The organism is Saccharothrix sp. NBAS 001 (genome assembly GCF_056640475.1).
Map to the genome: position 1 here is coordinate 4,737,608 of NZ_CM153251.1, position 23,467 is coordinate 4,761,074.

The 23,467-nt window shown below is 74.0% G+C and carries 23 protein-coding genes; 14 read left to right on the top strand and 9 right to left on the bottom strand.

Going from position 1 to position 23,467, the window contains the following annotated elements:
- Positions 1–37 precede the first annotated feature (37 nt).
- Genes AC0HI0_RS19325 through AC0HI0_RS19350 form a run of 6 tightly spaced genes read left to right on the top strand, consistent with a single transcriptional unit; the run spans position 38 to position 8,219 of the window.
- Positions 38–2,164 carry a fibronectin type III domain-containing protein gene (locus AC0HI0_RS19325; protein ID WP_480933762.1) on the top strand — a complete coding sequence of 709 codons (2,127 nt, stop codon included), beginning with the start codon at positions 38–40 and terminating at the stop codon, positions 2,162–2,164.
- Positions 2,165–2,167: 3 nt separating this feature from the next.
- Positions 2,168–3,133, top strand: coding sequence for an AAA family ATPase (locus tag AC0HI0_RS19330; RefSeq protein WP_480933763.1), 966 nt, complete (start codon positions 2,168–2,170; stop codon positions 3,131–3,133).
- A 2-nt stretch (positions 3,134–3,135) separates the two neighbouring features.
- Positions 3,136–4,275 (top strand): DUF58 domain-containing protein, encoded by a 1,140-nt coding sequence (locus AC0HI0_RS19335; RefSeq protein ID WP_480933764.1) that lies wholly within the window; start codon positions 3,136–3,138, stop codon positions 4,273–4,275.
- Entirely contained in the window at positions 4,272–6,302 is a 2,031-nt protein-coding gene (locus AC0HI0_RS19340; RefSeq protein ID WP_480933765.1) for a transglutaminase domain-containing protein, read from the top strand. The genes AC0HI0_RS19335 and AC0HI0_RS19340 overlap by 4 nt, the downstream gene beginning before the upstream one ends.
- Entirely contained in the window at positions 6,299–7,420 is a 1,122-nt protein-coding gene (locus AC0HI0_RS19345) for a protein kinase domain-containing protein (protein WP_480933766.1), read from the top strand. Before AC0HI0_RS19340 ends, AC0HI0_RS19345 begins: the two co-directional genes overlap by 4 nt.
- Before the next feature lie 10 nt (positions 7,421–7,430).
- Positions 7,431–8,219: an FHA domain-containing protein gene (locus AC0HI0_RS19350; RefSeq protein WP_480933767.1), complete on the top strand. Its 789-nt coding sequence runs from the start codon at positions 7,431–7,433 to the stop codon at positions 8,217–8,219.
- A 12-nt stretch (positions 8,220–8,231) separates the two neighbouring features.
- On the opposite strand, the gene AC0HI0_RS19355 is transcribed toward AC0HI0_RS19350, so the two are convergent.
- From AC0HI0_RS19355 to AC0HI0_RS19370, 4 genes are all read right to left on the bottom strand, one after another.
- Positions 8,232–9,917, bottom strand: a complete 1,686-nt coding sequence (locus AC0HI0_RS19355) for a serine/threonine-protein kinase (protein ID WP_480933768.1) — start codon at positions 9,915–9,917, stop codon at positions 8,232–8,234.
- 215 nt (positions 9,918–10,132) lie between these two features.
- Entirely contained in the window at positions 10,133–10,708 is a 576-nt protein-coding gene (locus tag AC0HI0_RS19360; protein WP_480933769.1) for a hypothetical protein, read from the bottom strand.
- Complete coding sequence (locus AC0HI0_RS19365; protein ID WP_480933770.1) at positions 10,705–11,874, bottom strand: L-histidine N(alpha)-methyltransferase; 1,170 nt, start codon at positions 11,872–11,874, stop codon at positions 10,705–10,707. Before AC0HI0_RS19365 ends, AC0HI0_RS19360 begins: the two co-directional genes overlap by 4 nt.
- A 114-nt stretch (positions 11,875–11,988) precedes the next feature.
- Positions 11,989–12,579: a TetR-like C-terminal domain-containing protein gene (locus AC0HI0_RS19370; RefSeq protein WP_480933771.1), complete on the bottom strand. Its 591-nt coding sequence runs from the start codon at positions 12,577–12,579 to the stop codon at positions 11,989–11,991.
- 98 nt (positions 12,580–12,677) lie between these two features.
- On the opposite strand from AC0HI0_RS19370, the gene AC0HI0_RS19375 reads away from it, so the two are divergent.
- The 3 genes from AC0HI0_RS19375 to AC0HI0_RS19385 all read left to right on the top strand — a co-directional run bounded on the left by AC0HI0_RS19375 (position 12,678) and on the right by AC0HI0_RS19385 (position 15,679).
- Entirely contained in the window at positions 12,678–13,925 is a 1,248-nt protein-coding gene (locus AC0HI0_RS19375; protein ID WP_480933772.1) for an MFS transporter, read from the top strand.
- Positions 13,922–14,707, top strand: coding sequence for an alpha/beta fold hydrolase (locus AC0HI0_RS19380; RefSeq protein WP_480933773.1), 786 nt, complete (start codon positions 13,922–13,924; stop codon positions 14,705–14,707). Before AC0HI0_RS19375 ends, AC0HI0_RS19380 begins: the two co-directional genes overlap by 4 nt.
- Positions 14,708–14,830: 123 nt before the next feature.
- Positions 14,831–15,679, top strand: a complete 849-nt coding sequence (locus AC0HI0_RS19385) for an alpha/beta fold hydrolase (RefSeq protein ID WP_480933774.1) — start codon at positions 14,831–14,833, stop codon at positions 15,677–15,679.
- 84 nt (positions 15,680–15,763) lie between these two features.
- Here the strand turns inward: AC0HI0_RS19385 and AC0HI0_RS19390 are convergent, their stop codons facing one another.
- On the bottom strand, positions 15,764–16,756 hold the full coding sequence (locus AC0HI0_RS19390) for an aminoglycoside phosphotransferase family protein (RefSeq protein ID WP_480934338.1): 993 nt from the start codon (positions 16,754–16,756) through the stop codon (positions 15,764–15,766).
- Between AC0HI0_RS19390 and AC0HI0_RS19395 the strand changes: the two genes are divergently transcribed.
- The 3 genes from AC0HI0_RS19395 to AC0HI0_RS19405 all read left to right on the top strand — a co-directional run bounded on the left by AC0HI0_RS19395 (position 16,677) and on the right by AC0HI0_RS19405 (position 19,166).
- Positions 16,677–16,865, top strand: coding sequence for a hypothetical protein (locus AC0HI0_RS19395; protein WP_480934573.1), 189 nt, complete (start codon positions 16,677–16,679; stop codon positions 16,863–16,865). The two genes, AC0HI0_RS19390 and AC0HI0_RS19395, sit on opposite strands and share 80 nt — an antisense overlap.
- A 648-nt stretch (positions 16,866–17,513) precedes the next feature.
- Positions 17,514–18,638 carry an LLM class flavin-dependent oxidoreductase gene (locus tag AC0HI0_RS19400; RefSeq protein ID WP_480933775.1) on the top strand — a complete coding sequence of 375 codons (1,125 nt, stop codon included), beginning with the start codon at positions 17,514–17,516 and terminating at the stop codon, positions 18,636–18,638.
- Positions 18,639–18,764: 126 nt separating this feature from the next.
- Positions 18,765–19,166 (top strand): OsmC family protein, encoded by a 402-nt coding sequence (locus AC0HI0_RS19405; protein WP_480933776.1) that lies wholly within the window; start codon positions 18,765–18,767, stop codon positions 19,164–19,166.
- On the opposite strand, the gene AC0HI0_RS19410 is transcribed toward AC0HI0_RS19405, so the two are convergent.
- The gene (locus AC0HI0_RS19410) at positions 19,121–19,552 is read right to left on the bottom strand and encodes a DUF4267 domain-containing protein (RefSeq protein ID WP_480933777.1); all 432 of its coding nucleotides are present in this window, start codon (positions 19,550–19,552) and stop codon (positions 19,121–19,123) included. The genes AC0HI0_RS19405 and AC0HI0_RS19410 overlap by 46 nt on opposite strands.
- Positions 19,553–19,639: 87 nt before the next feature.
- Here AC0HI0_RS19410 and AC0HI0_RS19415 point away from each other — a divergent pair, with 87 nt between their 5' ends.
- Positions 19,640–20,209, top strand: coding sequence for a TetR/AcrR family transcriptional regulator (locus AC0HI0_RS19415; protein WP_480933778.1), 570 nt, complete (start codon positions 19,640–19,642; stop codon positions 20,207–20,209).
- Positions 20,210–20,260: 51 nt separating this feature from the next.
- On the opposite strand, the gene AC0HI0_RS19420 is transcribed toward AC0HI0_RS19415, so the two are convergent.
- The 3 genes from AC0HI0_RS19420 to AC0HI0_RS19430 are packed head-to-tail and all read right to left on the bottom strand — an operon-like array spanning position 20,261 to position 22,526.
- On the bottom strand, positions 20,261–20,974 hold the full coding sequence (locus AC0HI0_RS19420) for an endonuclease/exonuclease/phosphatase family protein (protein WP_480933779.1): 714 nt from the start codon (positions 20,972–20,974) through the stop codon (positions 20,261–20,263).
- A gap of 15 nt (positions 20,975–20,989) precedes the next feature.
- Positions 20,990–21,130, bottom strand: a complete 141-nt coding sequence (locus AC0HI0_RS19425; RefSeq protein ID WP_480933780.1) for a hypothetical protein — start codon at positions 21,128–21,130, stop codon at positions 20,990–20,992.
- A 37-nt stretch (positions 21,131–21,167) separates the two neighbouring features.
- Complete coding sequence (locus AC0HI0_RS19430) at positions 21,168–22,526, bottom strand: helix-turn-helix transcriptional regulator (protein ID WP_480933781.1); 1,359 nt, start codon at positions 22,524–22,526, stop codon at positions 21,168–21,170.
- Between the two features lie 571 nt (positions 22,527–23,097).
- Here AC0HI0_RS19430 and AC0HI0_RS19435 point away from each other — a divergent pair.
- Entirely contained in the window at positions 23,098–23,439 is a 342-nt protein-coding gene (locus tag AC0HI0_RS19435; RefSeq protein WP_480933782.1) for a hypothetical protein, read from the top strand.
- The last annotated feature ends 28 nt before the right edge of the window (positions 23,440–23,467 follow it).

Genomic DNA, 23,467 nt, shown 5'->3' on the forward strand with positions numbered 1-23,467 from the left:
GGACCGGTCCCGGGAGCCGGCCGCTAGGTTGCCGTCCGTGACTATCGAGCACGCGGCGTCACGCAGGTCGTGGCCGTACGCCCTGCTGGCGCTGATGTGCGCCGTCGCGGTGACCGGCACGCTGCTCGGGGGCACCCGCCCGCTCGCGGCGGCCCCGTTCGCCACCACCGGCCACTGGGTCTACAACTCCGTGCTGCGGGCGGTGTTCCACGTCGACGGCGGGACGGCGAACGTCGACGCGCAGCTGCCGCTGGAGTCCGAGGTGGGCAGCCAGGTCCTCCAGGGCGACACCGAGGGTTTCGTGGTCGGCCCCGGCCGCATCACCGCGTTCGACAAGGCGACCTTGTCGCCCAAGGGTTCGCGGGCCGCGCCCGCCGGCGAACGGCCGCTGGGCATCGAGGTCCTCGGCGGCCCGTACGCGGTCTACCGCGACGCGGGCAAGGTGGTCCGCCTCGGCGACCCCGCCGCGACGATCTCGACGGGCGGGCCGATCGGCCGCCCCGTGGTCACCGACGACGGCACGATGTGGTTGCACCGCACCGGCTCCGGCTCGATCTGCACGCTCGCCCGGGACGCGGTCGAGCTGTCCGGCTGCCCGGTGTCCGCGCCCGCCGACCACCCCGGCGCGCTGACCGTGATCGGCCGGCGTCCCGCGTTCGTGGACCTGTTCACCGGCGAGCTGCACACCGTCGACAACGGCGCGTTCGGGCCGGGCAGGCCGCTGGGGGCCAGGTTCTCGCCGGACTCCCGGCCGGCGACCCGGGACGCGGCGGGCCTGCTCGCGATCTTCGACCCGGCCCGGCGCAGCCTGCTGCTGGCCGACGTGGACGGTCCGCCGGCCGACCCGGTCGCGGTGGCGCTGCCGCCGGGCGACTACGACGGCCCGGTGTCCACCGGCGAGGTCGTCGTCCTGGTGGACCGGGAGCACGGCGCGGTCCTGACCTTCGGGCCCGACGGCGCGCGCCGCGACGAGAAGCCGGTCCGGCCGGGCAGCGGGGAGCCGCGCCTGGCCGAGGGCGAGGACGGGCAGGTCTACGTCGAGGACTCCCGGGGCACGCAGGTCCTGGTGGTGGCGCACGACGGCGAGGTGCGCGACGTCGACGTGACCGGCGACCGGCCCGGCACGTCACGACCGGACGAGCCGGACCCGCCCGCCCGGCACGCGGACCAGGACGTCGCCCTGCCGGGTCAGCAGCCCACCGGCCGCCCCGATCCCGGCACGACGGCACCGCAACAGCCGCAGCGGACCACCCAGCCGCCGCCCGCCGCGGTGCCGCCCGGACGGCCGGGCGCGCCGCCGTCGGTCATCGCGCAGGCGGGCGACGGCTCGGCGGTCGTCACGTGGGGCGCCGCGCCGGACAACCGGTCCCCGATCACCTCGTACCTGGTGTCCTGGCGGGGAAGCGGCGGCGGCACCGGCTCGCTGACCGTCGGCGGCGACGTCGGCCAGGTCACCGCCGGCGGGTTGACCAACGGGGAGTCCTACGTCGTCACGGTCGCCGCCGCGAACGCGGTGGGCGCGGGGCCGGGCACGTCGTCCAACCCGGTCACGCCGGTCGCGCCGGTCGCGCCCGCCGACCCTCCGGCCGACCTGGCGGCCTCGGTCGACCCGGACGCCCGGCCGACCCGCGACGTGACGCTCACCTGGTCGCAACCGGCGCTCAACGGCGGCGCGCTGGAGCACTACGTCGTCGGCGGGACCGGCCTGCCGAGCCGGGAGACGACCGCGCCGCGGGCGACGTACCCGCAGTTGCGCGCCGACACCGCCTACACGTTCACCGTGTACGCGGTGACCAGGACGCCCGACGGCCGGCTGCTGGACGGCGCGGCGGCGTCCACCACGGTCGCCGAGACGCCCGCGCCGCCCGTCTCGGCCCGGATCGCGCAGGGCGGACCGTCCGAGACCGGCAACTGCAAGCGACCCGCGTGCGCCTGGGTGAACGCCACGATGTCCGGGCTCGACCCGAACACCCGCTACGCGCTGCGGCTCAGCTCCAACTCCAACGGCAACGTCCGCACCGAGGAGTTCACCAGCGACGCGGGCGGCAACGCCGCCTACAACGAGCTGAACTACGACGTGCCGGGTCAGACGGTGTGGGTCACCGTGCTCACCGGGGACCGCCGCCGGGAGATCATCCGCTCCAACTCCATCACCTGGGAGTGAACCTTGACCACCTACACGACCCGCGCCGGCGAGGTCTACGACCGCATCGCCGACAACGTGCAGCGGGTGGTGCGCGGCAAGCCGGAGGTCGTCCGGTTGGCCGTGGCCGCGCTGTTCAGCGAGGGGCACCTGCTGATCGAGGGCGTGCCCGGCACCGGCAAGACCACGCTCGCCCGGTGCCTGGCGCGCAGCGTCGGCGGCACCTGGAACCGCGTGCAGTTCACCCCCGACCTGCTGCCCGGCGACATCACCGGCGTGCAGGTCTACCACCAGCGCGACGAGCGGTTCGTGTTCCACCCCGGCGGCGTGTTCGCCAACGTGGTGCTGGCCGACGAGATCAACCGGGGCACGCCCAAGACCCAGTCGGCGCTGCTGGAGGTGATGGCCGAGCGGCGGGTCACGGTCGACTCGGTGCGCCACGAGGTGCCCCGGCCGTTCCTGGTGGTGGCCACCCAGAACCCGATCGAGATGGCGGGCACCTACCGGCTGCCCGAGGCCCAGCTGGACCGGTTCCTGATGCGGTTGGAGATGGGCTACCCGAACCTGGACGCCGAGGTGATGGTGATCATCAGCGACTGCGCCGGGGTCGACCCGGACGAGCTGCCGCCGGTGGTGGACATCCCGACGCTCCAGTCCGCCGTGGCGCAGGTGCGCGCCACCCGGATCGACAGCGCGCTGGTGCGGTACGCGGCCACCATCGCCGCGGCCACCCGGCAGTACTCCGACGTCCGCTACGGCGCGAGCCCGCGCGGCAGCATCGCGCTCATCCGCGCGGCGCAAGGGGTCGCGGCGACGCACGGGCGCGACTACGTGACGGCCGACGACATCAAGCTGGTGGCGCACCCGGTGCTGGACCACCGCCTGATCCTCACCCCGGACGCGGAGCTGCGGCAGCGCACGGCCGCCGACGTCGTGGCGGACCTGTTGAAGAAGATCCCGGTGCCGGTCGTCGGCGGGGCGGGGGCCTGAGCGTGCGGTTGACCCGGCGCGGTGCGTGCACGCTGGTCGGCGCGGTCCTGCTGATCGCGCTCGGCCTGGTCGCGGGCCACCCCCTGCCGCTGGTGCTGGGCGCGATCGCGGTCGGCGCGGTCGCCGCCGGGCTGGTCGTGGCGGCCCGGCGGCCCGGCGTGGAGGTGGTCCGGGAGCTGTTCCGGGACCGCGTGGAGCGCGGCGGCAAGGCGGGGATCACGCTGCGGGTCCGCAACCCCGGCCCGCGCCGCCAGGCCGGGTTCACCGCCGTGGACCGGATCGGGGACCACACGCTCGCCGTCACCGTCCGGTCGCTCGGGCCCGGCGCGGAGCAGCCCTACCTCAACGAGCTGCCGACCGACCGGCGGGGCCGGCACGAGGTGGGGCCGTTGAGCCTGCGCCGCACCGACGTGCTCGGCCTGGGCCGCTCCGAACTGCCGCTGGGCGGGACCACGCCGCTGTGGGTCTACCCGCGCACGCACCCGGTGCGGTCCGTCGCGGGCGGCCTGCCGCTGCACCACCACGACGGCGCGGCCACCGAGACCTCGCCGCGCGGCTCGCTGGACGTCCGCGAGGTGCGCCCTTACGCGCCCGGCGACGAGGTCCGCCACCTGCATTGGAAGGCCACCGCCCGGACCGGGCAGCTGATGATCCGCGACTACGCCGACCCGCACCAGCCGCAGTTCACCGTGCTGCTGGACGACCGGGGCGAGGCGCAGTCGGCGGAGCGGTTCGAGGAGGCGGTCGAGCTGGCCGCGTCGCTGGTGGTCGCGGCGGCCAAGGAGGAGCACCGCTGCCGGCTGGTCGCGGCCGGCGGCCTGGACGTGGGCACGACACCCGGCTCCGGTGGCGCGGTGCGGCGGTTCCTGGACGAGCTGTGCGAGCTGCGGCTGACCGGGACGCCCGGCCTGCCGCTGGTGCCGGCGGCGCTCGCGCGCACGTCCGGCGGCATGCTGGTGGTGGTCTCCCCCGCGTCCTCGCCGCAGGACCAGGCGGCGGTGGCCGCCGTGCGCACGCGGTACGTGCACGTGGTCGTGGTGGCGTTGACCGGTTGCGCACCGGCGGTCCCCGGCGCGCGGGTGCTGGCGGCGACGGACGCCTTGGACGCGACGCTGCGCTGGCAGACGGTGGTCGCGCGATGAGGGCGCGGGTGCTGTGGGTGCTCGCCGCCACCGCGATCCCGGGGCTGCTGTTCGCCCCGGTGTTCGGGCTGTGGACGGTGGTCCCGCCGGTCGTGGCCGTGCTGGTGGCGTGCTGGGCGGCGGTGGAGCTGTGCCTGCGCGTCCCGGCGCTCCGGCCGGTGCAGCCGGTCCTGGCGGGCGCGCTCGGGTCGGTGGCGTTGGCGGAGGTGTCGCTGTTCGGCACCACGCGCGGCGGCCTGCCGACGGCGGCTACCGCGCGGGCGCTGGTCTCGGGGGTCACCGGTTCGTGGCAGGCGACGGTGCAGTCGACGTGGCCGGTGCTGCCCGACGCCGAGTCGGTGCTGCTGGTGCCGGTGCTGGTGCTGCCGGCCGCCCTGATCGGGATCGAGCTGGTGCGGTGGCCGGCGGTGGCGGTGCTGCCGAGCCTGGCGCTGGTCGCGTTGAGCCAGGCGTTCGTGGCGCTGTCGGGGGCGGGCGCGGCGCTGGTCGCGGCCGGGTACGCCGTGGTGGCCGCCGGGTTGTTCGCGTCCCGGGTGCGGGCGGTGGTCGTGCCCACGGTCGTGCTGGGCCTGGTGGCCGGCGCGGTGGCGGCGCTGGTCGACCCGGGGCCGGCGTTCTCGGTGCAGCGCACCGCCGCCGAGCACGCGCCGCTGCCGCGCGCGGTCAGCCCGCTCGCGGAGGTCGCGGCCCGGCTGTCCACACCGGACCGGGAGGTGTTCGGCTACACCGGCGGCGCGTCGGTGGACCGCTGGCGGCTGGTCGTGCTGGACCGGTTCGACGGCGTGACCTGGAGCCCGACCGAGCGGTACCGGGAGCTGGGCGCGGAGATCGGCCCGCCGGCCGGGGTCACCGCGGCGGACGGCACCCGCTCGGCACGGCTGTCCGTGCCCGGCGGCGGGCCGTGGCTGCCCAGCCAGGCCATGCCCGCGTCGGTGGCCGGCGTCGGGCCCCTGGTCGACCAGGCCACCGGGGTGTTGCTGCTGCCCGACCGCGCCGGACCGGTGGAGTACGACCTGCGGTGGTGGGAGGCGCAGGTCGACCCGGACCGGCTGGCCGACGCGGGCGTGTCGTCGGAGGTGCCGCCCGGCGACCTCGGCATCGTGCCGCCCGGTGTCGCGGACCTGGCGCGCCGCGCCACCGGGGGGTCGCGTCCGTCGTTCCGCACCGCGCTGGTGCTGGAGCGGTTCCTGAGCCGGGAGTTCCGGCTCGCCTCGGACGCGCCGCTGCCGACCGGCAGCGGGTGGCCGCAGCTGGGCGAGTTCCTGCTGAACACCAGGCGGGGCACCAGCGAGCAGTTCGCGGCCGGCTACGTGGTCCTGGCGCGGATCGTCGGCATCCCGGCGCGGCTCGCGGTCGGCTACCGCGCCCCGCGCGACGCGGCCGGCGGCCGGGTGGTCGTGCGCAACCGCGACGTGCTGGCGTGGCCGGAGGTCGCGGTGGCCGGTGTCGGCTGGGTGCCGCTGGACCCGGCGGGATCGGCGAGCGGCGCGGGCGCGGACCCGACCGGGTTGGCGGAGGTGACCGCGCGGGCGCGGGCGAGCCTCCCGCCGCCGAGCGAGAAGCTGCCGGAGCCGCCGCTGCCCGCGGCCGACCCGGTGGCCGGTCCCGACGACCCGGTCGACCTCGCCGCCCTGGCGCTGTCCGCGCTCGCGGCGCTGGCCGTGCTGCTGCCGGCCGGGGTGCTCGCGATCCCGGTGGTGAAGCTCGTCCGGACCTCGCGGCGCAGACGTCTCACCGGCCCGCGCGGCGTGGTCGCGGCCTGGTGGGAGGCCCGCGACCTGCTGCGCGCGCACGGCGCGGACGTGACGCCGGGCATGACTGTCCGCGAGGCGGCGGCGGTGGCGGACACGGCGGTGGCGGGCGACCTCGACCGGCTGGCGGGCTGCGTGGACGTCGCGCTGTGGTCGGGCGCGGGCGCCGACGAGCACGACGTGGCGCGGGCGTGGTCGGCGGTGCGCGACATCCGCCGGGCGTTGGCGGGCCGACCGGTCGGCGCACGGCTCAAGGCGGTGTTCGCGGTTCGATGAAGCTCCTCGCGCACGGCCCGGTCGCGGCGGTCCTCCAGGACGGGGACAGCGTGCTGAAGGTGTTCCCGGGCAGGTTCGACCGGCGGACCCTCGCCGCCGTCGAGCACGACCGGGCCCGGCTCGCCGCGCTGCCGGTGGCGGTGCTGCCGGTGGAACGCGTCGACGTGGTGGACGGCAGGCACGCGCTGCGCGCACCGTGGTGCCCGTGGACGCTGGAGAGCCGTGTGGCGCACGGAGGTCCGCTGCCGCCGGACGACGTGGTCGTGCTGGGCCAGGTGTTGTCGCGCACGCTGACCGCCGCGCACCGGGCGGGTGTGCTGCACGGCGGGATGAGCCCGTCGAACGTGCTGTTCCGGCCCGGCGGCGAGCCGGTGCTGGCCGATTTCGGCCTGGCCGTGCGGCAGGCGTTCCCGCGCGACCCGCTGCACGGCGTCGAGTGGGTGTCGCCGGAGACGTTGCGCTCGGGCGAGGTGGACGAGCGGACCGACCTGTACGGCCTGGGCGCGGTGCTGCACTTCGCGCTCACCGGGCAGTCGCCGCACCCCGCCCGGATCGGGGAGATGACCGGCGAGCGCGTGCTGCGGGTGCTCGGCGACCCGGTGCCCGCGATCAGCCGCCCGGACGTGCCGGTCGGGCTGGCCACGGCCATCGGCCGGCTGCTCGCGGCCGACCCGGCGCGCCGCCGGCCGTTCCCCGCCGAGGACGTGCCCGAGCCCGGACGGCCACCCGCCCGGACCTCCCGGCGGCGGCACGCGGTGGCCGGCCTCGCGGCGGTGGCGGTCGCGCTCGGGGCGTTCGCCTTCTGGCCCCGGCCGGGCCCGGAACCCGCGCCGAGCCCCGCGGCGAGCGCGGTGCCGACCGTGCGGCTCGGGGAGCCGGTCGACCGGGGCGAGCAGGTCGAGCTGACCTGGACGGCCGACGACGACCGGTTGTTCTTCGCCGTCGTCGTCTGGGTGGAGGGCGAGCGGACCGACACGGTCCTGGCCGAGCGCGCCCGCACCAAGGCGGTGCCGGTGCAGGCGGGCCGCAAGTACTGCTTCCTGGTCCGGGGCACCACCGGGGACCAGTTCGTCGAGAGCCCGCCCAAGGGTGTGCGTGGCGCAGTCTGCGACAGGTGAGGAGAGCGGAGTGAATCCACGGCTACAGCACGCGGACGGGCTGTTGCTGCCCGAGGGCCACGGCAGCCTGTCGCACGGGGTGCCGCGCGCGGTCGCGGGCGCGGTGCACGCGTTGGCCCTCGGCGGCGGGTACACCGTCGGCCCCCGCGACGGCCGGATCGTCTACTTCGGGCGCAACCGGCCGGACGTGCACGTCTGCCTGGGCGAGGACGACCAGCAGGTCAGCCGCAGGCAGGGCGAGCTGACCCACCACCGGGGGCAGTGGTGGCTGCGCAACAGCGGCCGCCGCCCGCTGCGCCTGCCGCGCTCGCAGTGGCTGTTCCCCGACGAGGGCGCGATCCCGCTGGCGGCGGGCTACACGCCGGTGCACGTCCCGGGGTCCCGCGACCGCGAGCACCTGCTGGAGGTGTTCGTGACCGGCGCGGACGGCGGCCGTCCGCGCCCCCGGCACGACGACGTCACCGACCCGCCCCGGCGGTACCCGCTCAGCGTCGAGGAGCGGGTGCTGCTGACCGTGCTCGGCTGGCACTACCTGCTGCGCGAGCCGAACCCGAAACCGTTGACCTGGAAGGAGACCGCGCTCCGGCTGGCCGCGTTGCAACCCGACGCGGGCTGGACCGCCAAGCGGGTCGAGCACCGGGTGTGCGTGGTGCGGGAACGGCTGTCCGCGCGGGGCGTGCCCGGCCTGACCCGCGAGGAGGTGGGCGAACCGGTCGGCAACGCGCTCAACGACAACCTGCTGCGCGAACTGGTCCGCTCGACCACCCTGGTGCCCGAGGACCTGTCCCGGATCGGCTGACGCGCGAACCGGTCACGGTGTCGGCAGGCTCCCGGCGGCGACCGACGCCAGCTCGGCGGCGGTCGCGCACAGCCCTTCGGCGGGTCCCTCGCCGATCAGCGTGACCAGCACCAGTTCGCTGGTGGGCCGCCGGTTGAACGCGAGGTAGGTGCGGTGCACCACGCGGACCTCGCAGGCGCCTTCCCGGTCGTCGGGCGCGATCACGGCGTCGTGGCCGCCCAGCCGGGTGGGTCGGCCGTCCTGGGCGGTGAGCGGCTCGTTGCGGTCGAACCGGACGATCAGCGAGACCGGGTCGGTGGTGCTGTGCCACCGGCAGTGCCAGTTGCCGAACCCGACCTCGGGACCGGTCGCGTCGATGCCGGGGATGCGGGCCAGCGCGCGGCCGTCGAGCAGGGCGCAGGCGTCGGCGTTGGCCAGCGAGGCGGGGTCGAACGGCGCGGACCGCACCGGGACGCCGGCCGAGGCCAGCCGGGCCGCCGCCGTCGCGGTCGCCGAGTCCGCGATCGCGCACAGGTCGGCGGTGGCCGCCGAGGTCTTCGCGGTGATCGCCAGGCCGAACGGCGCGGTGAGCGGGATGGTCCGGGTGCACTCGCGGCTGTCGGGCGGGTCGCGGTGGACGGTCGGCCCGCCCTCGGGCACGGCGACCGCGCCCGACCGGGGGTCGGACTGGTCGGCCTCGAACTGGATGCGCACGTCCACCGTGCCGCCGTCGACCTCGATCAGCACGTCGCAGCGCTCGAAGTTGCCGTACTCGGGGTGGACCCCGGCCCGCCCGTAGCGCCCGAGGTCGGCGACGTCGGCCAGCCCGCACGGGTCGGCGGTGCGCGGGTCGCGCGCGACGGTGAGCGCCGCGCCGGGCGCCAGCGCCCACGCCACGACCGCTGCGGCGGCGGCCACCGAGATCCCGCCGACCAGCACCGGGCGCACCCGCCGCCGACGACGGGCCGGACCGCTGCGGAGCATGGTCGCGGCCTCGGCGGCGGTCGGCCGGTCGGCGGGCCGCTCGGCGGTGAGCCGGGTGATCACCGCCGACAGCGGCGAGCGGGGCGCGGGCAGCGACAGGGCCGCCACGTCGTTCGGCGCGTCACCGGTCGCGGCGGCGTAGAGCGTGGCCCCGAGGGAGAAGACGTCGGAGGCCCGGGTCGCGTCCCGGCCCATCGCCACCTCGGGCGCGCCGAACGCGGGCGTCCACGCCGGCGGACCGGTCTCGTCCAGCGTGGTCCGGCTCCACCGGGCGATGCCGAAGTCGGTGAGCTTCGCGGTGCCGTCCGGCGCGACCAGCACGTTGCCCGGCTTGACGTCCCGGTGCACGACACCGCCCGCGTGCAGGGCGGCGAGCGCGTCGGCGATCTGCGCCCCGATCCGCCCGACCCGTTCCGCGTCGAGCGGCCCGTCCGAACCCAGGACGTCGGCGAGGCTGCGCGCCTCGACGTACTCCATGATCAGCCAGCACTCGCCGCGCTCGTCCACCAGCGCGTCGTACAACGTCACCGTGTTCGGGTGGTGGACCCGCGCCGCGCTCTTGGCCTCCCGCCGCAACTGCTCGGCGCGCTGCTCGCCCTCCCCGGGCCGCGCGTGCTTGACCGCGACGACCCGCCCGAGCGCCAAGTCCCAGGCCCGCCAGACCACACCCATGCCCCCGGACCCGAGCCGCTCGTCGAGCCGGTAGCGGTCAGCGACGACCTCACTGCTGTCCACGTGGACGCAGCGTAGGCCGATCAGCCGTGCCCCACACCACCCCCCGGCCGCACATGAGCACCGCTCGCACCGCGCCGGCCCCGGCCACCGGCCGTCGGGACCGCCCCGGCGCGAGCGCGCCGCCGAGCCCGGCGACCTCGCCACCGTCCCCCGACGGCGTCGAACTTCCTTTTCATGGCAACGGCTTCGGCGTCCGGCGGCCCGGCCGAGCGCCGCTAACGCCGCGCGGGCGGTTCGCCGAGGGTGGTCTGCGCCTGGTCGAGCATCGTCCGCAGGCCGTTGAGGAAGCTGGTCGCGCCGTGCAGCGCGGTGTGCAGCTGCTCGGCCACCTCGGTCGACGCGCTGGTGAACACCAGCATCTCGGTCAGCTCCAGCCGCTGGTTCAACGACGAGGACGCGGTGCGCCAGCGGTGCAGCAGGGCGATCAGCTCGGCGTCGGTGCGCGGGTCGAGCGCTCCCGCCGACAGCGCCGCGTCCACCGCCGACTGCACCAGGCGCGGGTAGACCCGCCTGCTGCCGCGCGAGCGCTCCGGGCTGAACGCCTCGTCGTCGAGCACCTCGCGGTTGCGGGCCATCTCCAGGCGGATCGACTCGATCGCCTGCTTGCGCTGCTCGTGCCGCGACGCCCACCGCTCGGCGAAGATGCCGGTGACGGCGGCGAGCAGCGCCAGCGTGTTCACCGCGGGCTCCCACCGCTGGTCGGGCGGCGACACCACGAACCAGCTCACGCCCAGCACCATCGCCACCGCGAGCGCCCCGAACGTCAGGGCGGTGATCGCGACGCGCGTCACGTGGTCAATCCGCCCCAGATGGCGCTGCCCAGGTCGTCGTCCGGCCTCGGCTCGGGCACCGGCGTGCCCGGCGCGAGCAGCAGCAGGTCCATCCCGAAGCCCTGCACCGAGCGCGGCACCTGGAAGTCGGAGTGCGTGCCGGTGACCTTGCGCATCCCGACTTCGCGCACGATCCCGTCCAGCGCCTTGCGCGCGTACTTGCGCGTCAGGTAGAGGCGGATGGTGTCCCGGTCGGGGAACGGCACCCTGGTCCGGTCGGGCAGCATCATCATGATGTCCCCGCCGGACTGGTTCTGGTACATGACCTTGACCTTCAGCGCCCGGTCGCCCTCGACCGCGCCGCGGAACCGCACCGCGTCCGCGTTGATCGTCAGGTCCGTGTTGTGCAGCAGCGCGCTGGTCACGAACTCGCGGTAGGCGCGGCTGCTGGCGTACTCCTCCACCGCGTCGCGCGCCAGGTCGTCGCTCAACGCGTCGGTGGTCGCGACCTCCAGCAGGAACAGGTCCTGCGGCCGGGTCAGCGCGGTGAGGTTGGCCAGCAGTTCGGTGTCGCGGTCGAAGTTCGCCATCGTGTTGCCCAACAGCGAGTACAGCACCGGCTCGTCGCCGACCAGCCGCTGGATCAGCTCGCGCAGCTCGTCCAGGTTGTCGGTGATGGAGAAGTCCAACTGCACCGGCACGACCCGGTGCCCGCGCAGGCCGACCCGGTGGGTGGCCTCCCGGGTGCCCAGCCGCAGCATCTCCGAACTCATGTCCACCGGCAGGTAGAGCAGCGCCGGGTTGCGCTCCAGCAGGTGCTCCAGGATCAGCCGGTCCTTGTGCCCGGTGCCCACGCCGAAGCAGACGTGGTGGAACCCCGCGCCGATCTTGCCGCGCACCCGGCTCCAGCGGCGGGTGAACGAGTCCAGGCTCTGCTTCATCACCAGGTAGAACGGGTCGGCGCAGGCGTGCGCCCAGGCGATCGTCGGCCCGATGCCCCAGTAGGCGTAGCCGGAGGTGATCTGCTTGCCGTCGCCGGTGGTCGACGGCTTGCCGAGCAGTTCGCTGGTCAACGCGGCCAGCTTGTCCCGCTGGTCCTCGCCGACGAGCACCAGCGACCAGGCGAAGTCCGACTCGTCGATGGCCCTGGCCAGCTCCCCGACCAACTGCCCGTCGCTCGTCGTCACTCGGCCTCCTCGCGTCAGCGGTCCGCACCGGGAAGCGTACCGACCACCACTGACGCGCACGTGCCATTCCACTACTGCGGGTGAGCCCCCGCGTCGTGGCCCACCTCGGCGGACCTACCGCTCGACGGCTCCCGGCGTCTCCGGCAGCAGGTGGTCCACCAGGGAGCGCGCCCACTCGGCCGTGAGGGGCCGGTCGGTGAAGACGGCCCGGTAGTAGAGCGGCGCGAGCAGGGCGTCGACGGTGCGGTCCACCGCCGGGACCGGGTTGCCCCGGCCCTGTTCGCGGTCGAGTATCGCCTCAAGCTGCTCTTGGCGTTCCCTGCGGCACGCGGCAGCGCCTTGCTCCCCGCCGACGCCGATGGTGGCGCGCACCAGGGCCAGGGTGTCCGGGTCGCCGAGGTCCTTGGCGAGGTCGACCGCGTACCGCTCCAGGTCCCCGCGCAGGCTTCCGGTGTCCGGCACCACGAAATCGCCGGAGAAGCGGCTGGTCGCCACGTCGGCGAGCAGGTCGCCCACGGAGCCCCAGCGCCGGTAGACCGTGGTGGCGTGCACGCCCGCGCGGCCGGCGATCACCGGGATCGTCAGCTGTTCGGCGGTCTCGTCGGCGAGCAGGTCCTGGACGGCCGTGTGGACGGCCGCCCGGACCCGGGCCGAGCGGCCGCCGGGTCGGCTGTCGGCGCGGGAGGTGGAGGTCGCGGCGGGCATGTGACCATTATTGCACTGATCACTGCGTTTTAATCGCAGCGATCGATGCGTTTGTGTTAGCTTGGAGTCGCTAACGCAACGATCACTGCGAGGCTTGCATGCCCGTTCAGACCCTCGACACGTCCTCCCCACCGCAGCGCGTGGCCTGGAAAGGCGCGTTCCCCTGCGTGGCCGCCATCCTCGTGACCTTCCTGGCCGCGTCCAGCGCACCCTCCCCGCTTTATGTGATCTACCAGCAGCAATGGCACTTCACGGCCTGGGTGCTGACGGTCGTCTTCGCCCTCTACGTGTTCGGCCTGCTGGGCTCGCTGCTCGTCGTAGGCGCCCTGTCCGACCACGTCGGCCGCCGACCGGTGCTCGCCGCGGCGATCGCCCTGGAGGCCGTCGCGCTCGTCCTGTTCCTGGTCGCCGACGACGTCGTCGTGCTGTCCGTCGCCAGGGTGTTGCAGGGCATCGCGACCGGAGCGGCGACGACCACCTTGAGCGCCACCCTCGTCGACCTCGAACCGTCGCGCGGACGGGCGGGCGCCATCACCGCGGTGGCCCCGTTGACCGGGCTCGCGCTCGGCGCGCTCGGCAGTGGCGTGCTGGTGCAGTTCGGCCCCGCGCCGACCCGGCTGATCTACGCCCTGCTGCTCGGCGCGATGGTGCCGGCGGCGGTCGTCGTGGCCCGCCTGCCGGAGACGTCGCTCAAGCGGCCGGGCGCGATCGCGTCCCTGCGCCCCCGCATCGCGTTGCCCGCGCACCTGCGCGCGGACATCGTCCCGGTGGTGCCGGCGATGATCGCCACCTGGGCTCTGGCCGGGATGTACCTCTCGCTCGGCCCGTCGGTCGCGGCCGAGCTGCTGGGGCTGCACAACCACCTGGTCGGCGGGATCGTCGTGACGCTCCTGGCCGGCACCGGTGCCCTCACCGTCCTGGTGCTGCGGCCCCGTCCGGCGTCGTCGCTGCTGGCCCCGTCCGCCGCCATCCTCGGCCTGGGCACCCTGATCTCGCTCGCCGGCACGACCGGCGGCCTCGCCTGGCTCGCGGCGGCCGGCACCGTCGTCGCGGGCGTCGGCTTCGGCGCGTCCGTGCTGGCGACGTTCGGCACCGTCGCCCGGGTCGCCCGGCCGCACGAGCGCAGCTCGGTCTTCGCCCTGGCGAACATCATCAGCTACCTGGGCAACAGCGTGCCCGCCGTGCTCGGCGGGATCGCCGTCACGGCCCTGGGGCTGCGCACCGCCACCGTGATCTACGCGCTCGCGATCGTCGTGATCACCTCCTCCGCCTTCGTCCTGCGCCTCGACCAGGTGCGGACCCGACGCCGCACCGACGTGCCGACACACCACCGGGAGACATCGTGACCACCAGGCAGAACCTCGAAGTGCAGCGCGCGGACCACACGACGATCCGTTACACCGCAAGCGGTCCGGCCGGAGGGCCGACCCTGGCGCTCATCCACGGCTGGGCCTGCGACCGCAGCGACTTCGACGCGGTGACCGACCACCTGCCCGACCACTACCGGGTGCTGGCGATCGACCTCGCGGAGCACGGCGAATCACGCTCGACCAGGGAGGTGTGGACGATCGAGGAGTTCGCCCACGACGTGGCGGCGGTGCTGGAAGCCGAGTCCGTGACGAACGCGACCGTGGCCGGGCACTCCCTCGGCGGCGCGGTGGCCGTCGAAGTCGGCCGCCTGCTCCCGAACACGGTGACGCACGTCGTCGCGATCGACGGGCTGCACTACGCGCTGTTCCCGGCGATGAGCGACGACCGGACCGACGCGACGATCCGCCTGTTCCGCGACGACTTCCGCGCAGCGGTGCGCCGGCTCGTGGAGGGAGGGACGCCGGCGGGCACCGACCCGGCCCTCAACGACCGGTACTTCCACAAGATGGTCGCGGTGCGGCAGCCCGCGGGCCTGCGTGCCATGGAGGGCCTGATCCGCTGGGACATGGACGCGGCGCTGCGCGGGACGACGCAGCCGATCACCGTGTTCGGTGTCCGCGAACTCGTTGCGCCCGAAGCGGTCGACCGCTACTCGGACCGCTTCGAGTTCGTCCTGGTCGACCTGGGCACGCACCACTTCCAGGTGGAGTCGCCGGAAGGCACGGCGAAGCTGCTGGCCGGCGTCGTGGCCGGGTGACCACACCGGCCGTCGTCGACCCACCCCTCAGGGTCCTCGACCGGCGCCGGAATTGCGGAACCGTGACGTCCGGTCCGCACGGTCGTTGGACGGGGTGAGGTCCGACGACGGAAGGGCACCGGCATGGCGGAGCGGTTGCGGCTGGAGGACGGCACCGAGCTGAACCTGGAGCGCGGCGGGACGTCCGGTGCCGGGTTCACGGTGGTGCTCGCGCACGGTTACGCGTTGGACCACCGCAGTTGGCACCGGGTGGTGGCCGCGCTGCCGGCGGACGTGCCGGTCATCCGCTACGACCACCGCGGGCACGGCGGGTCCGGGCCGGCCACCGAGGAGACCGCGACCGTCGAACAGCTCGGCGACGACCTCGGCGAGCTGATCGAGAAGCTCGTGCCCGAGGGCCGGGTGGTGATCGCCGGGCACTCGATGGGCGGGATGGCCGCGATGGCCATGGCGGAACGGCGTCCCCGGCTCTACCGGCAGCGGGTGGCCGGGGTGGTGTTCGTGTCCACGGCGGCCACCGGGCTCGCGGAGACGTCGCTGGCCTGGCCGAAGGCGCTGGGCAAGCTGGTGCGCGAGCTGGAACGGGCGTTCGGCCCGCTGGTGCGCACCATCCGGGAGAAGATCGAGCCCGCCAAGACCGCGGGCCTGCGGTGGTGGCTGTTCGGCGACGAGCCCCGGCCGGAGGACGTCGAGCTGACCGCCGACATGGTGTGGGCGCACTGGCCCGAGACCGTCGCCCTCTTCCGCCCCGCCGTGGACCGCTACGACCGCGAGGCCGCGCTCACCGTCGCGGGCGAACGCCCGGTGGTCGCGATCGTCGGCGACGAGGACCGGCTGTGCCCGGAGTCGAGCGCCCGGGCGCTGGCCGAAGCGGTCGGCGGCGAGGCCGTCGTGGTGGCCGACGCCGGCCACATGCTCCCGTTGGAGAACCCGACGGCGGTGGCGGCGCGGATCGTGGAACTGGGCTCCTGACCCGCTCGCCGCACACCCGGAAACCGGGCAACGCCACCGGGTCCGGCTTCCGGGACGGGCGGGTCGGTGCCGCCGCGACCGTGCTCAGCGGTAGCCGGTGAGGCCGTCCGCCAACTCGTCGTCGTCACCGTGCAGGGCACCGGAAAGGGCCTGTTGCAGGGCGAACGTGCCCTGGTACGCGGTGATCCGGTGCCGGATCGGTGGGTCGCCCAGGAACGTCAGGACGTGGTCGAGCAGGGCGGGGCCGTAGCTCGCGCCGATCGCGGCCAGGTCCTCCGCCGGGTCGCCGATCGCGGCTTCGTCCCAGTCCACGATGCCGGCCAGCCTCGGCCCCCGCACCCACAGCACGTTCTCGCCGCCGAGATCGCCGTGCACCAGTCCCGTCGCGACGTGGTCCAGCGCCCGCACGGCCCCGAGTTCGCGTTCGGCCCGCCCGCGCCCGTACGCGCTCATCAGCGGGAGCAGTTCGGCGTGGACGCCCTCGGCGAACTCGTCCCACCGGCCCGGGTCGGCCACCGGCACGCCGTCGAGCGCGGTCACCCCGGCCATGGCGCGCAGCACCCGGGCGTACTCCCCCGCCACCACGCCGATCGCGGCCTCCGCGCCGGCCTGGTCGAGCGGCTCGCCGGGCACCCTGGTGAGGACCAGGTGGGGGCCGCCCGCCGGCGTGGCGTGGTCGGTCCGGGCCAGCACGCGCGGGATCTCCACGCCCAGGTCGACCGTGCCCAGCCGGGCCAGGAGACGAGCCTGGTCGGGCAGACCGGCCACGCCGGCGGCCGTCCTGGGGTGGCGGAAGACCCGTTCGCCGGTGATGACGACGTCGTGGAACTGACCGCTGTGCCGACTCACGCCACGACATCTTTCCCGGACGTGCCCCGAAAAGCCGGCGATTTCACCCGTCACGCCGTCCGGGTGGCGTCCAGTGCCTGCTCCGGTGCCCACTCCAGGGCCTGGTCGACGAGCAGCAGCGGGGCGCGGTGGGGCTCGTGGAAGGCTCGTGGAAGTCGACCTTGGTCGGCCCGCCGACCCGGAAGTTCGCGAACGCGCCCTGGAACAGGACGCGGGCGTGAGCGGCACGGTTTTGTCGAGGATGAACGGGCCGGCCGGCACCGGGCTCGCGGCGCGCAGCGCGGTGAACGGGATGATCAGCGGCGGCTTGGGCAGGGCATGGATGATCCGCTCGTAGTGGTCCACGACCTCCCTGAAGCCCAGGCTCCCCATCGCGCCCAGGTCGCGGCGCAGGGCGTCGACGTCCTCGGTGAAGCCGGGCCAGGTCGGGCGAGCACGGTGAAGCCCAGGGCCTCGTAGTGGGCATCCACGCCGTGCCGGTGGACGAGGTGATCGCCGCCGCCGGCCGGGCCACCTCCCACCGCTACTTCCCCGGCAAGGAAGACCTGGTCAAGGCGTACCCGGAGGCCGAGGACCAGCGGATCCGGGACCGGCTCGCGCAGGGCGCGCGGCAGCCGACCGACCCGCGCGGGCCGCTGTCCCGCTGGTGCTCGGCCTGGGCGAGCAGATCTGCGGCGACGGGCTCCGGGGGCTGCCCGTTCATCAACGCGGCGGCCGAGTACCCCGACCCCGCGCACCCGGTCCGCGAGGTCGTGCGCGCACCGGACGTGGTTCGTGGGGCCGCCGGCGGAACTCCTGGCCACCGCCGGGTGCACCGACCCGAAGGCCACGGCCGAGTCGCCGACGCGCGCGGTGGCGGCGTTCACGGGGTGGGCCGGTTGCGCCCGGATCGTGGGCGGTGCGGGTTATTCCCGCGATTTCCGGGTCGTCCCACCACGTGGTGGGCGCTGTCGGCGACCCCGGCGGCCACCGCAGACTGCGGATCATGTCCACGGTTCCACTCGCGGTGCTCGACCTGGTGCCGATCCCCAGCGGCGCGACCGCCGCCGACGCGGTGCGCGACACGGTCGACCTGGCGCGCCGCGCGGAGGCCGCCGGCTACCGGCGGTTCTGGCTGGCCGAGCACCACCTCAACCCCGGCGTGGCGGGCGCGTCGCCGGCGGTCGTCATCGCCCTGGTGGCGGCGGCGACCGAACGCATCCGGCTGGGCTCGGCGGGCGTGCAGCTGGCCCACCGCACCGCGCTGTCCACTGTGGAGGAGTTCGGGCTGGTCGACGCGCTGCACCCCGGCCGGCTGGACCTGGGCCTCGGCCGTTCCGGCCCCCAGCGCCTCAAGGACCAGGCGCAGCAGGCGCCCGTGCCCGCCGTCGTGCCGTCGAACGGGCTCCCGGTGCCGAAGGCGCTCCCCCTCGACGTGACGCGGGTCCTGGCGTCCGACCGGGTCACGGTGAGCACGGCGCTGCTGAACCTGCCGGGCGCGCAGCCGCCGGACTACGCGGAGCAGGTCGCGGACATCCTGGCGCTGCTGGACGGCACCTACCGCTCCCCCGAGGGGATCGCGGCACGGGCCGTGCCCGGCGAAGGCGCGAGCGTGGACGTGTGGATCCTGGGCAGCAGCGCGGGATTGAGCGCGTCGGTCGCCGGGCGGCACGGGCTGCGGTTCGCCGCCAACTACCACGTCAGCCCCGGCACGACCCTGGAAACCGTTGCGGCGTACCGGAAAGCGTTCGTGCCCTCGGCGCGGGTGCCGGAACCGTACGTCGCGGTCTCGGCCGACGTCGTCGTCGCGCCCACCGACGCGCAAGCCCGCCGGCTGGCGACGGGCTACCCGGCGTGGGTGCGCAGCATCCGCCGGCTGGAGGGCGCGATCCCCTACCCCACCCCGGAAGAGGCCGACGCGCTGCCGTGGACCGACGAGGACCGGGCGTTGGTCGCGGACCGGGTCGAGACGCAGATCGTCGGCTCGCCGGACACGGTCGTGGCCCGGTTGCGGCAGCTCCGCGACGCCACCGGGGCCGACGAGCTGGCCGTCACCACCATCACGCACGACCACCGGGACCGCGTGCGGTCCTACGAACTGCTCGCCGAGGCGTGGACCGCCACGCCCTGACCGGAGGTACCGGATGCCCGTCGAAACGCAGTTGAACCAGGTCGACCTCCAGGCCGTGGGCGCGCTCGTCGCCGCCGTCCAGGAGGACGCCGCGAAGGCCCGCACCACCTGGGCCGCGCACGTCACGTGGCAGGGGGCTTCCGCTCCGAGGCGAAGGTCCGGGGGTTCGAGCCGACGCCGTCGGACGAGCCGTCCGCGCTGGGCGGCGCGGACAGCGCGCCCAACCCGGTCGAGCAGCTGCTCGGCGCGCTGGGCAACTGCCTGGCCGTCGGGTACGCGGCCAACGCCACGGTGGCCGGGATCGCCATCGACCAGCTCACCGTGGACCTCCGGGGGGACGTCGACCTGCACGTGTTCCTCGGGCTGAAGGAGGGGCACGCGGGCTTCGACTCGATCACGGCCAAGGTGCGGATCGAGTCGAGCGCGCCGCGTGCGGAGCTGGAGGCGTTGCACGCCAAGGTGATCGCCTCCTCCCCCGTCGGTCACACGCTGGGCAGCGCGGTGCCGGTGGCGGTCGAACTGGCCTGAGCCCGGTGGTGCTCGACCAGCAGCAGCACGCCGGCGAGCAGCACGAGGACGGCGGCGGAACCGTGCACGGCGAGCGCGTAGCCGACGGTTCCGCCGTGGGTGGAGACGGCGACGCAGTCGCCGATGGGCATGATCGCGTCGACCAGGATCACCCAGCCCAGGGCGCGGCGGTGGCCGAGCAGCAGCAGGACCAGCGCGGTCAGGGCGTAGGCGATGTCGCGGACGCCTTTGACGACGTAGTAGCCGCTGCCCTCGTCCTGCGGCCAGGGGGTGATGCCGAAGTCCTCGGCCGCGCCGACGCCGTCGATCAGGAAGCCGAGCCCGAAGTACAGGCCCGCCACGACGACGAGCGCGGCCAGGACGGTGTTAACGCGCTTGAGGATCATCTGCTCACTCCGTTGCTAGCGCTGCTAGGTGTAAGAGCGACACTAGTTCTAGCCACGCCTGTTTGTCTAGCAGTGCTAGAGTGAGGTGTGTCCATCCAGCAGCGCCGTGAGCGCGAACGAGCGGAACGCCACCGGCTGATCGTCGACGCGGCCCGCGACCTGGCCGAGATGGAGGGCTGGGACGCGGTGACCACGCGCCGGCTCGCCGAGCGGGTGGAGTACAGCCAGCCCGTGCTGTACAGCCACTTCAAGGGCAAGGACGCGATCGTGTGCGCGGTCGCGGTCGACGGTTTCGGCGTGCTGGCGGGCCTGTTGCGCGCCGCGCGGACCGGGCTGGAGGGTCACGCGGTACCGCGTGCCGTGGCCGAGGCGTACCTGGACTTCGCCGCCGGGCGGCCGGCGTTGTACGACGCGATGTTCGTCCAGCGCGTGGAGATCCCGTTCGGGACGCCCGAGACCCCGGCGGAGTTGCGGTCGGCGTTCGAGGAGTTCGTGGCGTCGGTCGCCCCCGTCGCGGGAGGACGGGACGTGGAGACCCTGGTCGAGGTCTTCTGGAGTTCCCTGCACGGCCTGGCCACCCTCTCCGCCGGCGACCGCCTCCGCCCCGACCACCAGCGCGCACGCCTGGACCTGCTGCTGACGGGCCTGCTCGGCTGACCGTGCCCCGGTCGTGGCCGGGGGTTGCTTCGAGGGAGTTCGCCCGGCGGCTCAGGATGGATCCCGATCGCCCACGTACACCACGACCGGCAGGTGGTCCGACCCCTGCGCGGCCGACACCCGGGCCTCCAGCGCAAGCCCTTCCGACGCCAGGCAGTAGTCGATGGCCTCCGCGGGATCCGAGGTCGGATAGGTCGCGACAGCGGGAGACGGTGCCACAGCCCAGGTCGTGCCGGGGGTGATCCACGTCGCCGCCGGGGTGTTGAAGTCACCGCACAGCACCCACGGCACCGGAAGCTCATAGAGCACCTTCGCCAGGCGGTCCAGTGCCTCCGCCCGTTTCCCGGCGTCGCCACGCGGCAGGTGCGTCGTGCCGAACCACGCCCGGCCGAGCTTGGCCAACAGGACCGAGCGCGGTTCGGAACGCTCGCTTCCGTCGTACCGGCTCGTCGGCCGGACAAGCTGCCGTTGCCGGACCGCCGCGACCGGCAGCCTGGTGAGCAGGGCGTTGCCGAACCCTCCGCGTGGTCGGTCGCCGCCGAACTCGAACGTCGGCACGAACAACGAGGTGTAGCCCGAGCGCCCGGCCAGCTCTTCCAGCACGGACGGTCCTGCCCAGGACTCGTCCACCTCGGTCAGCGACACCACGTCCGGCTCGGTGTCCCGGATCAGCCGGGCGACGGCGTCCACGTTGGAGCCGCCGTTCTCGTCACGCCACGAGTGGATGTTCCAGTGCAGCACGCGAAGGCGGTCGGAAGCCGTCATGCGGTGTCCTGCCTCCTAGTTCGCCGGTGTGCAGCGACCGGCGAGGCCGCGCAGTGCCGAGTTGCGGCGTTCTCTGAGCAACAGGTCGTTCAGCAGCTCACGGGTCAACCGGTGCTCCCGCAACTCTTCCGGCGCGATCCGCTCGGCTTGCAGCAAGGCGTCGATCGCACCGCGGTCATTCCGTCCGCCGGCCTCAGCGCGCGACGTCGATGAGGAAACGCGCCCGCCGCTCGGTCAGCGCGCCCGGCATCCGCTCCAACCTCACCGAGGACACGTGTTTCAGCGCTTCGACGTGATCACCCAGCTCCACCGCCACCGCGACCCGATGGATGGCCACGTTGGTCGGACCGAACACGGTGCCCAGGTCCGCGCGGTCCGCGCCCAGTTCGTCAGCGCAGATCGACGCTGCTTTCACAGCGGCGCGAGCTTCCCGGCCATCCCCCCGACGCGCCGCAGCCGCTGCGGCGCTGAGCAGCGCCGCACCACGCAGGCACAAGGCACGTGGACGTTCTTCCGAGCGGGCCGCGTCCAGTTGGACGGTCGCCAGGAGGGCCGTCCGAGTGGCGTCCTCGTAGTGACGTGCGCGCATGTGGACTTCGGCGACCAAGCGCGTGGCGGCGGCCTGCCGGAGTGCATCGTCGACTTCCTCGGCCACGTGGACGGCACGCTGGGCGGCCACCCAGGCGGCAGCCGGGTTGTCCGCCTTGATCAGCGTCCAGCCCGCTGTGGCGTAGACGTCGGACAGGAGACGTCGAACGTCCTCCTGTTCGCGCCCCGACGCCACCAGGGTCGCCCCCTCGACGTGCCCGATGAGACGTGGCAAGGAACGCACCAAGGTCCCGTAGTCCGACGACAGTGAGGCATCCATTGCCCGCCGCACGACCCGACGGAGGACAAGCTCGTCGCTCGCAGGAACGTCTGCGGCTTCCAGCGAAGCATCCCGAACCGCGTCGACCGGGTTCAACACGGCGGTCGTGATCGGAACGGCCCACGAGGAGCCGGCCGACATCGAGAATGAGGGTGCGACGCGCGTCGACAGCGTCGGTGGTGCGTCGACAAGTGGCATAGAAGCGGCTGCAACGCTCCTCAGCAGCGTGCGGCGGTCCAGTGGGCTCATGAACTCCCATTCCGCGGTTGTCAGGGCGGGTACCCCCACAGTGCCAGGAGTCGTCGCCTGCCAACCGGAGTCGTGGCCGGGGCCGACATCCGCACCGACCGCCACGAGCACCACTCGACCACCGAGCACAACCGGGACTGCGGTGCCGGTGGAGTCGCTTCGCGGCGTCGCACTCGCCGGTCCGGGCAACTCCGCTTCACCTGGATGCAGCAGTTCGTCCAGGTCTTCCATCGTGACCTTCAACAGCCGCGCCAGAAGTGGGCGTTTGTGAGGCGACGGCCGACGGGTGCCGGCTTCCCACCGCACCACTGTGGAGGTTTCGACATCGGCAGCTACGGCAAACGCCTCTTGGGTGAAGCCTGCGGCCTTTCTCGCACGAGCCAGGCGGGCTCGCCGTACTGCCATCGGGTGACCTCCTGGCGCTGGCTGGAGCATTCCGCAGTGCGGGTACTCGCTGGTCGAGAATGTCGCGGCCCGGCCATGGCCTGATCCAGGCCCGGTCTTGGCCCTGGCCGCCACACCCACCTGTATTCCAGGCTTGATCGCGCCCGGGGGTCGACGTTGCAGGGCGCGACACCATCGCAGTCCGACGAGCCAACCATGTCGTTCATGAACATCCAATCACCCGAACAGGGCGAGGGGGCCGGGTCGAACCCACGATGTCGTACACCATTCAGCTCCGCACCGAGACCTTCCTGCGGACAGCCGATCTGGCGAGACTCCGCTCCCACTACGCGATGGCGAAAGCCATGGGCGTCAACCGCTCCACGATCAAACGAGTGGTCACTGGGGAGTTGCGGCCCGGCCCGGCGTTCATCGGCGGGGCGTTGGCCGCGTTGGCACCCGTGCGGTTCGAGGATCTTTTCGAGATCATACCCAAACCGTTCTCGTCAAGCCTGACGTGCCGCCGGTCGCCGTACGGAGCGCCGCAGGCCACAACCTCGGCAACGCCTGGCGGCGACCGCTCAGCGTGCCGACCTCATTCGAACCCTCGGAAGGAAAGTTCGTGAACGATCTGGCCGGCGTGGCGGCACCAACCGTTGTGGGGTCAACGGCATGCACCGAGGACTTCACCAGGCCGCTGTGGGAGTTGGCGACAGCGGACGCACCACGGCGGTTCGCGCTCGTGGAGGAGTACGACCGGCCCGAAGACGCCAGAGTGGCGGGCTACGGCCTGGCCTATGAAGGTCGAGCGGACGTCAACTCCGTGGAAGGGGACTTCCCGCTGCACGCACAGAGCGCGGACAGCGCTCGGAGGCTGTTCGAGAACAGTTCATGGTCGGGAGGAGTACGCCGCGTGCACGTGGTGTGGCTGGACGGGGTGCGGCCCGATACCCGTGAGGGCTGAGGGATGTCGGCTCCCGCCGGCCGGTGGA